The 10,610-nt window shown below is 70.2% G+C and carries 10 protein-coding genes; 4 read left to right on the forward strand and 6 right to left on the reverse strand.

Annotation, left to right across the window (positions count from 1 at the left end; translation table 11 throughout):
• Nucleotides 1-103: 103 nt before the first annotated feature.
• On the forward strand, nucleotides 104-742 hold the full coding sequence (locus JIX55_RS15555) for a TetR family transcriptional regulator (protein WP_257563918.1): 639 nt from the start codon (nucleotides 104-106) through the stop codon (nucleotides 740-742).
• A 338-nt stretch (nucleotides 743-1,080) separates the two neighbouring features.
• Here JIX55_RS15555 and JIX55_RS15560 read toward each other — a convergent pair whose 3' ends face one another.
• From JIX55_RS15560 to JIX55_RS15570, 3 genes are read right to left on the reverse strand one after another with little or no spacing between them, the layout of a single operon-like run.
• Entirely contained in the window at nucleotides 1,081-1,944 is an 864-nt protein-coding gene (locus JIX55_RS15560; protein ID WP_257563919.1) for a tetratricopeptide repeat protein, read from the reverse strand.
• Nucleotides 1,945-1,999: 55 nt separating this feature from the next.
• Complete coding sequence (locus JIX55_RS15565) at nucleotides 2,000-2,233, reverse strand: ferredoxin (RefSeq protein ID WP_257563920.1); 234 nt, start codon at nucleotides 2,231-2,233, stop codon at nucleotides 2,000-2,002.
• On the reverse strand, nucleotides 2,233-3,723 hold the full coding sequence (locus JIX55_RS15570) for an aldehyde dehydrogenase (protein ID WP_257563921.1): 1,491 nt from the start codon (nucleotides 3,721-3,723) through the stop codon (nucleotides 2,233-2,235). The genes JIX55_RS15565 and JIX55_RS15570 overlap by 1 nt, the downstream gene beginning before the upstream one ends.
• Before the next feature lie 349 nt (nucleotides 3,724-4,072).
• Here JIX55_RS15570 and JIX55_RS15575 point away from each other — a divergent pair, with 349 nt between their 5' ends.
• A complete protein-coding gene (locus tag JIX55_RS15575; protein WP_257563922.1) occupies nucleotides 4,073-5,101 on the forward strand; it encodes an MBL fold metallo-hydrolase in 1,029 nt (342 codons plus the stop codon).
• Nucleotides 5,102-5,149: 48 nt separating this feature from the next.
• Here the strand turns inward: JIX55_RS15575 and JIX55_RS15580 are convergent, their stop codons facing one another.
• A complete protein-coding gene (locus JIX55_RS15580; RefSeq protein ID WP_257563923.1) occupies nucleotides 5,150-5,977 on the reverse strand; it encodes a phosphotransferase family protein in 828 nt (275 codons plus the stop codon).
• A 379-nt stretch (nucleotides 5,978-6,356) separates the two neighbouring features.
• Between JIX55_RS15580 and JIX55_RS15585 the strand changes: the two genes are divergently transcribed.
• On the forward strand, nucleotides 6,357-6,806 hold the full coding sequence (locus JIX55_RS15585; protein WP_443046423.1) for a transglycosylase SLT domain-containing protein: 450 nt from the start codon (nucleotides 6,357-6,359) through the stop codon (nucleotides 6,804-6,806).
• Nucleotides 6,807-7,100: 294 nt separating this feature from the next.
• Nucleotides 7,101-7,829, forward strand: coding sequence for a hypothetical protein (locus tag JIX55_RS15590; RefSeq protein ID WP_257563924.1), 729 nt, complete (start codon nucleotides 7,101-7,103; stop codon nucleotides 7,827-7,829).
• A gap of 73 nt (nucleotides 7,830-7,902) precedes the next feature.
• On the opposite strand, the gene JIX55_RS15595 is transcribed toward JIX55_RS15590, so the two are convergent.
• The gene (locus tag JIX55_RS15595) at nucleotides 7,903-10,233 is read right to left on the reverse strand and encodes an outer membrane protein assembly factor BamB family protein (protein ID WP_257563925.1); all 2,331 of its coding nucleotides are present in this window, start codon (nucleotides 10,231-10,233) and stop codon (nucleotides 7,903-7,905) included.
• Nucleotides 10,234-10,326: 93 nt separating this feature from the next.
• Nucleotides 10,327-10,533 (reverse strand): hypothetical protein, encoded by a 207-nt coding sequence (locus JIX55_RS15600; protein WP_306820005.1) that lies wholly within the window; start codon nucleotides 10,531-10,533, stop codon nucleotides 10,327-10,329.
• Between the last annotated feature and the right edge of the window lie 77 nt (nucleotides 10,534-10,610).

Raw genomic sequence — 10,610 nt, forward strand, 5'->3', positions numbered from 1 at the left:
CTGTGAGGGGTGGATCAGGTGATTCACGCCACGGCAGACGCCCTGGCATGCTATTTGATCGCATACCCTCACCGACCGTCACGACTGTCACGGAACGAGACCCATGCCTGCGGAAGTCAAGGTGGAAGCCAGCACCCTGCGACCGGACTCGGCGCCCCTCACGGAGCGACAGGAGGCCCGTCGGCGTCGCATCCTGCACGCGAGTGCCCAGCTGGCCAGCCGGGGCGGTTTCGACGCCGTACAGATGCGTGAGGTCGCCGAGTCCTCCCAGGTCGCCCTCGGCACGCTCTACCGCTACTTCCCGTCCAAGATCCATCTGCTGGTCGCCACCATGCAGGATCAGCTGGAGCACATGCACGGCACGCTCCGCAAGAAGCCGCCGACCGGCGAGACGGCCGCCGAGCGCGTCGCGGAGACCCTCATGCGCGCCTTCCGCGCCCTCCAGCGCGAGCCCCACCTCGCCGACGCCATGGTCCGCGCCCTCACCTTCGCCGACCGCAGCGTCAGCCCCGAGGTCGACCAGGTCTCCCATCAGACCACCGCGATCATCCTCGACGCGATGGGCCTGGAGCACCCGACCCCGGAGCAGCTGTCGGCGGTCCGCGTCATCGAGCACACCTGGCACTCGGCCCTGATCACGTGGCTCTCCGGCCGCGCCTCCATCGCCCAGGTGAAGATCGACATCGAGACGGTGTGCCGCCTGATCGACCTGACGGCCCCGACCCCGGCCCAGCACAAATAGGGCCCCGATCGGGGCCCTACGCACAAGGGACACTCATAAAGGACCTGGACGCACACAAAGGACCTACGAGACGGGTTCCCTGCGCCGGTATTACCCGGATCAGGTGCTGGGGGTCGCCATCAGGTCCTGTCCTAGCAACCTTCTGACCTCTCAGCCCGACCGTCGACGTCGGCACCGGCGGATCTGCTACCTCTCGCCCATGTCGGCTACTCCGGTCGGCTCCCTCACTCGTCCCGTAGGCCTATTAACAGAGTAGAACACCCACGCGAGAACACAACCCCCTAAAAGGTATTTTTTTGGACATCCGGGGACCGTGTGGATCGCACTGCCCCACCCCGCTAGCCCACGGCCTCCAGCCCGCTCCAGCCGCGCCCGATCGCCTTCTCCCCCGCCCACTGCTCCAGCAGCCGCCGGGCCTCGTCCTCCGGGGCCGCCAGGGAGACGCGCTGGACGCCGGCGTGGACGCTGCGCTCCGTGTGGAGGGTGCCCTCGCTGCAGCAGGCGCAGTGCATCGTCAGGCTGCCGACCGGCTCGGCGCCGAAGTCGTGGTCGGTGAAGAGGGCGACCAGGGCTTCCAGCTCGGCGGGCTCGGCGGCGTCGACCGTGACCTGGAAGGTGGGGAGATCCGACGGCTCGAAGAGGAGGAGTTCGTCGAAGACGGGGTAGGTCGTGCCGTCGACGACGCGTTCGCCGTTGGGCTGGCCGTCGTGGAGGACGATCTCGCCGTAGCGGCGACCGGTGGTCACCGGGACGTTCACGACACGGCCGCGGGTCGGGCAGAGGCGTTCGACCCAGACGACCTCGCGTTCGCCGTCGGTGTCCAGGCGGACGCAGGCGTGGCCGAAGCCGTCGTTGATCTCGCCCTCGCCGTCCGGGAGTTCGATGCCGAAGCCGGCCCAGGCGTCGCGGGCGGTGGTCCAGTCGCGGCGGATCGTGGCGGCGATGCCGAGGTTCCAGTACGCGGGGTCGCCCTCGCCGCGCGGTGAGCGGGCGGCGGCCTGGACGCCGAGTTCGTACGCCTTCTCCCAGTTGCGCAGGAACTTGTGGCCGAGCGCGGCGTCGTACCACCATTCCGCGCTCGGCTTCTCGTCCGGGAAATGGGCGAGCACCTGTTCGTAGAGATCGGCGGCGCGCTGCCACTCCTCGGCCTCCCAGGCCGCGTACGCCTGCTTGATCAGCTCTTTCGCCTCGGACTTCCGCACGCTTTCCCCGCCCTGGTTCCCGCTCGTTCCCTTGCCGACCGCAGAGCGTAAGCCCCTACTCCTCCGGCGGGAACACCGGCTCCCCACTCCCCGGCAGGGAGATCGCGATCGCCTCCACCGGGCAGCCCTCGGCCGCCTTCAGGATGCGTTCGTTGGCGTCGGTCTCCGGTTCGGCGGGGTGGGACTGCATGGCGGAGTCGAGGTGGAAGGCGTCCGGGGCGAGATGGGTGCACTGGGCCGAGCCGATGCAGAGGGAGCGGTCCACCTCCACGCGCCAGCGGTCGCCCATCACCCGACCCCCTTCCCCGCGACGACGGTGGCGGGCGGCTCGTAGCCGGCGGGCAGATGGATCATCTTGTGTTCCAGATACTCGCCGTAGCCCTCGGGGCCGAACTCGCGCCCCAGGCCGGAGTTCTTGTAGCCGCCGAAGGGGCCGAGCATGTCGAGGCTGAAGGTGTTGACGGAGTAGGTACCGGTGCGGACCTGGCGGGCGATGTCGATGCCGTGTTCGTCGTCGGCGGTCCAGACGCTGCCGCTGAGGCCGTAGTCGGAGTCGTTGGCGATGCGTACGGCCTCGGCCTCGTCGCTGTACGGGAGGAGGCAGATCACCGGGCCGAAGATCTCCTCGCGGGCGATGCGCATGGAGTTGTCGACGTCGCCGAAGAGGGTCGGTTCGACGTACCAGCCGCGGTCGAGGCCGGCCGGGCGGCCACCGCCGGTGAGGATCTTGGCGCCTTCCTCCTGGCCGATGCGTATGTAGTCGAGGCTGCGGCGCTGCTGGCGCTGGGCGACGAGGGGGCCGAGTTCGGTGGCCGGGTCCAGGGGGTCGCCGACCTTCAGCGCGAAGGCGGCCGCCGCGAAGGCCTCGGCGAACTCGTCGTAGCGGGAGCGGGGGACGAGGATGCGGGTCTGGGCGACGCAGGCCTGGCCGTTGATCATCCAGGCGAAGGGGGCGATGCCGTTGACGGCGGTCCCCGCGTCGGCGTCCGGCAGGATCACGGCCGCCGACTTGCCGCCCAGCTCCAGGGTGACGCGGGTGAGGTTGCGGGCGGCGACCTCCATGACCCGCTTGCCGGCGGCGACCGAGCCGGTGAAGGAGACCTTGTCGACGCCCGGGTGCCCGACCAGGTACTCGCTGACCTCGCGGTCGGCGGGGAGGATGGAGAGCACGCCTTCGGGCAGGCCGGCCTCGGCGGCGATCTCCGCCAACAGGTAGGCGTCCAGGGGCGTTTCGGGCGACACCTTCAGGATCACCGGGCAGCCCGCGAGCAGGGCGGGGGCGAGTTTGGCGGCGGCGGTGAACTGCGGGACGTTCCAGGGGACGACCGCCGCGACGACCCCGACGGGCTCGCGCCGGACCAGGATCTTGCCGAGGACGCCGTCCCGCCGTTCCTCGTACGTGAAGTCGCGCGCCGTCGTGATCGCCGCGTCCCATGCCATCAGTGAGGCGAGCGCCTGCACCATCACGCTGGAGGTGTACGGGGTGCCGTTCTCGGAGCTGATGATCCGGGCGAACTCCTCGTGGCGTACGGCGAAGGCGTCCTTGATCCGGGCGACGACCTCGATGCGTTCGTCGAGGGTCGTGCGGGGCCAGGGCCCATGGTCGAAGGCCTGCCGCGCCACGGCCACGGCCCGGTCGACGTCCGCCCGTGAGGCGTGCGGTACCCGTCCGATGACCTCCTCGGTGTGCGGCGAGACCACCTCGATGACGTCCGTACCCAGGGGGTCGGTCAACTCCCCGCCGATGAACAGCTGTCCGTGTTCCACGAGCTCGGTCATGGCCGACTGCCTCCCGGAGCCAGTTCGCTTCTCTCTCTGACGATCCATCAGATTCAGATAGTGAACTGATACCAGTTCCAGTGGGAGGAGTCCACGGGCCGGGACCACTTCGCCAACGCGGCCCAGTTCCCCGCGCCCCTGAAAAACATGGGGCGCGCCCGGGGCTTTCAAGGGGCGCGGGGAACTGCGCGAGCAACCACACACCACCCGCACCCGCCCACGAACCCCACCCCCCGAGCTCTCCCGCGCGGCGGGGGCGAAAGAAACGCGGCGGCAACCCCTAGGTGGAACCCGTTCTAGTTATAGTGGCGGCAGTGCGGCGATCGGGGCATCGACGACAGGGGAGCCCATGACACACGTGCACGACCACGGCGGAGGCGTACGGTCCATCGAGGTCCCCATCCCGGACAACCCGCTCGGCCACACACTCGTGTACGTCGTCGACACCGACCACGGACCGGTACTGGTCGACACCGGCTGGGACGACCCGGCATCGTGGGACACACTCACCACGGGCCTGACGGCGTGCGGCACGTCGATCGCGGAGATCCACGGCGTCGTGATCACCCATCACCACCCCGACCACCACGGCCTGTCGGGCGCGGTGCGCGAGGCCTCCGGCGCGTGGATCGCGATGCACGCGGCGGACACGGCGATCGTACGGCGCACCCGCGGCACCGGCCCGGACCGCTGGTTCTCGTACATGACGGACAAGCTCACGGCCGCCGGCGCCCCCGAGGAACACCTGGCCCCCCTGCGTACCCCGCGCCGCCCCCGCGCCCTGCCCGGCTTCTCCCCGGCACTGCCCGACCGCGAGATAGCTCCCGGCGAACTCCTCGCCCTCCCCGGCCGCCGAGTCCGCGCGATCTGGACGCCGGGCCACACCCCCGGCCACGTCTGCCTCCACCTGGAGGAAACCCACCCCGCCCAACTACCGGGCCATGGACGGCTGTTCTCCGGCGACCACCTCCTCCCCGAGATCAGCCCGCACATCGGCCTGTACGAGGACCCGGACGACGACACCGTCACCGACCCCCTCGGCGACTACCTCGACTCCCTCGAACGCGTCGGCCGCCTCGCCCCCGCCGAGGTCCTCCCGGCCCACCAGTACGCGTTCACCGACACCGCCGCCCGCGTACGGGAGTTGCTGGCCCACCACGAGTCCCGGCTCACCGGCCTGCTCACCCTCCTCGCCGAGCCCCTCACCCCCTGGCAACTCGCCGAACGCATGGAATGGAACCGCCCCTGGTCCCAGATCCCCTTCGGCTCCCGCAACATCGCCGTCTCGGAGGCCGAGGCCCATCTGCGGCGACTGGTGAAACTGGGGAGCGCGGAGGCGGTGACGGGGAGCGATCCGGTGACGTATGTGGCGGTGTGAGGAGGGGCCGGGGGCGCGTGGTTCCACAGGAGCCGGGCCGCCACACCTTCAGGTCATCCTCGAACCGGCGAGGCATCGGATCAACTCCTCCGCATCCCCGATGAGTTCGACCTCGCGCGCGGTCATCGTCGGGTTGGCCGCCCGGCGTCGCGCCGCCTCCACGAGGCCCTCGTCCGTCAGTGCGGAGGGGCCGTCGGGCTGGTGGGCGAGGAGGGAGGCGAGGGTCGCGTGGGCCATGTCGGCGCGGGAGTCGGCGGTGTCGACGACAACTTGGGCGAGGATCATCGCGGAGACGCCCCAGTCGAGGCCGGGCGGGCCCTCCTCGGCGTTGTTCCAGTCGATGACCTGGGGGCCGTGAGGCGTGACGATGACGTTCTCGGGGTGCAGGTCCAGATGGAGGACGCGGGGCAGCGCCGTCGGGGTGGCGGGACCTGAGCCGCCGGGCTGGGAGACCGCGTGATTGCGGGGCGGGAGGGCGTGCAGGTCGCGCGGGAGGCGGGGCGGGAGGGCGTGCAGGTCGTGCAGGAGGCGGGCCAGGATGGCGCCGGCCTGCGCGGGGTCGAGCAGGCCGGCGGCGAAGGCCTCGACCATGGTCGGCCCGGACAGCCGCTCCAGCACCATCTCCGTGCGGGTCGCCGAGCGCACGCGCGGCACGGGGTACCCGTGACCCCGCACGTACTCCATGACCTCGGCCTCCGCGGCCGCGTCCCCCCAGCCGTCCCGATAGCGCCGCAACACCCACGCGCCGTCGCTCCCGCCGAGGCCGCCGGTCCCGCCGGGGCCGTCGCGCCCGGTCCTTCCGGACTCGCGTTCGTCGTCGTGGATTTCGTACACGTCGGCCGTACGTCCCGCCCCAAGCAATCTCCCCGTACGCATGGCCCGAACCTATCCCGGGGCACTGACGGCCCTCGAGAGCGCGGTCACATTCACCCGCCCCCGCGATGACCGACAGGTGAGGCACCACACACCGTCCGCTACCTGAACCGTGAACCACCCCACAGGACCCACGTCACATACGAAGCGGGGTCGTAGATCGAAGTGCGTGGCATGTGCACGCCTTTATGGCCGCTGACCTGCGGATTGAGAGCCGCGTCACAGGGAGTGTCTTTAGGGCGGATACGGCCACAACTAGCAAAAGGGGTCATTGCGGACTGCCGCTCCGGCTGCTTCTCTGGATGAGTCGCAACGGCGCCGACGAGCCCACCCGGGCCTCGGCGCCGACCTACGCCCCCACCGCACATCACGTGGTGAAGGCATGCCCGCGACGGCCATGTCCCCGAAGAAAAGGTTCCCTGTGACCATCTCCGTCCTCCGCCGCATCGCCTCCCCGAAGAAGGCCCTCGCCGGTGCCACCCTGGCCGCTGCCGCCACCGGTGCCCTGCTCGCCGCCGCGCCCGCCCAGGCCGCGTCGGACGCCTCTCAGGCCCAGGCTGTCGCGAAGAAGATGATCGGGGACTCGGCCCAGTACGAGTGCTTCTCCAACATCGTCGACCACGAGAGCGACTGGAACGTCAACGCGACGAACGCGTCCTCCGGTGCCTACGGCCTGGTCCAGGCACTCCCCGGCTCGAAGATGGCCTCCGCCGGCTCCGACTGGAAGACCAACGCCGCCACCCAGATCAAATGGGGCGTGGACTACATGAAGGACCGCTACGGCAGCCCCTGTGGCGCGTGGAACTTCTGGCAGGCCAACAACTGGTACTGATCAGCACTCACGCTTGACCAGCTGACCAGCTGACCAGCAACCGGCACGGCTTTCCCATCTGAAGGCGGCGGCCCCCGATCCCCGGGCCGCCGCCTTCGCCATCCCCCGTACCGGATCAGTCGGACAGCGTGAACGGCCTCGCCGCGTGACCCTGCCCCTGCCCCTGCCCCTGCCCTCCCGGACACTGCCCCAAGAGACAATGTCGTCCCACCTCGCGCGCTCGTACCTTCGTCGCAACACCAAGAACAACAAGCAGCACACCGGCAACCACTGGTGTGACGAGGGGAATTCACCGTGCGCAAGCGCAGCAACCGCATCGCCGCGACCGCGATCGCCGCAGCCGTCTCCATCGCCCTGCTCGGCGGATCCGGGCAGGCGTTCGCCGCCGGGCAGGCCGACGCCGCGGCCGCCAAGGCGCCCGCGAAGCTGACCGTGGGTGCCTACAAGAGCTGGCTGCAGAAGGCGCCGGGAGCCTCCGACACACGCAAGGCGTTCGGCAAACTGCCCGCGGCCAAGCAGAAGGCGTTCGTCGGCTATCTGCAGAACGCCAAGGTGTACAAGGCGTTCAGCGTCACCCAGCACGGCGACACCCCGAGCCTGGCCAAGCAGAAGACGGTCCGTTACAACAAGGACGTCGTCTTCACCGGCCGTACGGTCGCCGCCTCCCGCCCGGGCAAGACCACCAAGTCCATCACCCTGACGGTCACGACGACCGAGCGGATCTTCAACATCCCGGTCACCTCGATGACCACCGAGCTGACCTACCAGACCACCAAGCAGGGCGACGTCACCGGCAAGGGCACGAAGGCGAGCCACCGGGGCACGAACTTCAACGCCGCCTTCGCCATCAAGCCGTCCGCCAGCCGCATCTACCCCGAGGTCAACATGATGGACGGCTACACCATCTGGACGGCCACGCCCAAGTTCAAGAGCGCCGGCACCAAGTCCCTCAAGAAGGACCAGGTCGTCACCGGCAACAGCGACCACTCCTGGGACTCCACCCTCAGCAACCTCGCGAGCTGACGCCCTCCCCGAGGTCCGCGCCCCGGCCGCCGCAGGCGCCTCCCCATGCCCCGAGGCTCACGTCGGCCGGTTACTACGTCACCGCGTACAGGACGCCGTTCAGGCTGCTGACGTAGACCACGCCGTCGGCGACGGCCGGCGTCGAGTACACGGAGCTGCCCGTGCGGAATTTCCACTGCTGCTTGCCGGTGCCGGCGTCCACCGCGTACAGGCTGCCGTCATGACTGCCCACGTAGACCGTCCCGTAGGCGACGACCGGTGCGCTCACGGATTTGCCGACGCGGAACTTCCATCGCTGCTTGCCGGTGCCGACGTCCACGGCATACAGGTTGCCGTCCCCGCTGCCCACGTAGGCGATCCCGTCGACGACGGCCGGCGCGCTCACGCCTTTGTTGGCAGGGAATCTCCATCGCTGCTTGCCGGTCACGGCGTCCAGGGCGTACAGGTTGTAGTCCTGGCTGCTGACGTAGACCACGCCGTCGACGACGACCGGGGATTCAACCACGTAGTTACGGGCGGTGAATTTCCACTGCTGCTTGCCGGTGCCGGCATCCACCGCGTAGACCGTGCCGTCCAGACAGCCGGCGTAGACCACCCCGTCGGCGACGGTCGGTGCCGCGTCGGCCGAGCTGCGGGTGGTGAATTTCCACCGCTGCTCTCCGGTACCGGCGTCGACCGCGTACACATGGCCGTTTTCGTAGTCGTTGCGTCCCCCTGGGCCGAGGCGGTACACAACTCCGCCCCCACCGCCGACGTACACAACGCCGTCGACCACGGTCGGCGACGAGCTTCCGTGCTTGCCGATGGGGAATTTCCACCGCTCATTGCCGGTGCCGACGTCCACCGCGTACAGATTGCCGTCCGCACTGCTTTCGTAGACCGTCCCGTCGGCGACGGCCGGCCCCGAGCTCACGCCGGCACTGTTGGCCAACGTCCACACCTTTCCACCGGCGGGGAACGTCCACCGCTCTCCCCCGGTGGCGGTGTCCAGCGCGTACAGGTTGTTGGAGTCGCTGCCGATGTAGACGACGCCACCGGCGACGGTCGGCGACGCGTACAGCAGGTCGCCCGTGGCGAACTTCCACCGCTCCACGCCGGACGGGGCAGTGGGAGTGGGAGTGGGGGATGAGCCGGGTCTTCGGCTGGAATCGGGCTGAGCCCCGGGCTCTTCGGTGGACGAGTCGCCGTCGCCGAACTTCCAGCCGGCGAAGCCCAGTCCCGCGACAGCGGCCCCGCCGAGGCCGAGCAGGGCCCGCCGACGCGACGGCATTGTCGGGAGCACGGTTGGACGGACACCGGTTGTTGCCGCCTCCGGGCTCTTGAGCGAGGGCGGCGAGGGCTCAGGGTCGGATGGCTCGGTCGGTTCCGGGGCCGGGGTGGGGGTGGGGGCAGGGGCCGGGGCAGGTACGGGGGCGGGCTGCTCCGGTGCCGATGCCGGTGATGGGACCGTGGGCCGGTGCGTGGTGGTGCGTGAGTGCAGAGTTGCGGCGACCGGCGCGGGGAGCCAGCCGGGCTGAGTAGGTATACGGGGGATGGCCTCCCCCGCGTCGGTGTCGATGTCGGCTTCGGCTTCGGCGTCTGTCTCGGCGGCGTCGGCGGCCTCGGCCAGCTGGTCCAACAGCGTGGCCACCGTCGGGCGCTGGTCGGGTCGCTTGGCCAGGCAGCGGGCCACCACGGACCCCAGAACGGGCGGGAGTTGCTGCAGGTCGGGTTCCTCGTAGACGACGCGGAAGCTCAGGGCATGCCCCGAGCCAGTCCCGAACGGCCCCGACCCCGTTGCGGTGAATGCCAGCACCGCCCCGAGGGAGAAGACATCGCTGGCGGGCCCGATCGGCTTACCGGTCAGCTGCTCGGGGGACATGAACCCCGGCGTCCCCACCACCATGCCGGTCCGGGTCAACGCGCTGGCCTCATGAGCCACCGAGATCCCGAAATCGATCACCCGTGGTCCGTCCGCCGCGAGGATGATGTTCGACGGTTTGAGGTCCCGGTGGACCACACCGGCCGCGTGGATCGCCTCCAGCGCCTCGGCGAGGCCCGCGCCGAGCGCCAGCACCGGGCCCTGCGGCCAGGGCCCGTGCGCGGTCACGGCATCGCCCAACACGACGCCCGGCACATACGCCGTCGCAAGCCATGCCGGCGAGCCCTCCGGATCGGCGTCCACGACACCGGCGGTGAACACCCCGTTGACCCGTCGGGCGGCGGCCACCTCCCGGGCGAAGCGGCGCCGGAACTCGCCGTCCTCGGCCAGTTCGGAGCGCACCACCTTCACCGCCACCGCCCGGCCGCCCGGCGAGCGCCCCAGATACACCCGGCCCATTCCGCCCGCACCCAGCCGCGCCACGATCCGGTACCGCCCGACCTGCTCCGGATCCCCCGCTTCCAGCGCCTCGAACGCCTCCACCCGCAACCCCCCGCCCTGCCACAGGCCTCGGGCCCCCAGGGCCCTGCCGAAGATCCCACATCATCTCCGACTCACACGTCCCCCGCACCACCATCAGCCGCTGTCGTCACCCCGGCACTCGAACCACACGGTCTTGCCGCCGGCGAGCCGGGGCCCCACCCCCCACTTGTCCGCCACCGCGTCCAGCAGCACGAGGCCGCGCCCGCCGACCGCCTCCGACGCCAAGTCCTCCCGCACAACGGGCAGTTGCTCCGAACCGTCGCCGACCTCCACCCGCACCCCGGCCGCCGCCCTGAGCAACAGCAGCGTGCAGCGCCGGTCGGGGACGTGACGTACGACATTGGCCAGCAGCTCTTCTCCTGCTAGTTCCAGACACT

The organism is Streptomyces sp. DSM 40750 (assembly GCF_024612035.1).
GTDB lineage: Bacteria > Actinomycetota > Actinomycetes > Streptomycetales > Streptomycetaceae > Streptomyces.

Bases quoted from the DNA above. Each gene is read 5' to 3' on its own strand.
- JIX55_RS15570 (WP_257563921.1), bottom strand. From the start codon at position 3,723: ATGACCGAGCTCGTGGAACACGGACAGCTGTTCATCGGCGGGGAGTTG.
- JIX55_RS15585 (WP_443046423.1), top strand. From the start codon at position 6,357: ATGCCCGCGACGGCCATGTCCCCGAAGAAAAGGTTCCCTGTGACCATC.
- JIX55_RS15565 (WP_257563920.1), bottom strand. From the start codon at position 2,233: ATGGGCGACCGCTGGCGCGTGGAGGTGGACCGCTCCCTCTGCATCGGC.
- JIX55_RS15580 (WP_257563923.1), bottom strand. From the start codon at position 5,977: ATGCGTACGGGGAGATTGCTTGGGGCGGGACGTACGGCCGACGTGTAC.
- JIX55_RS15555 (WP_257563918.1), top strand. From the start codon at position 104: ATGCCTGCGGAAGTCAAGGTGGAAGCCAGCACCCTGCGACCGGACTCG.
- JIX55_RS15575 (WP_257563922.1), top strand. From the start codon at position 4,073: ATGACACACGTGCACGACCACGGCGGAGGCGTACGGTCCATCGAGGTC.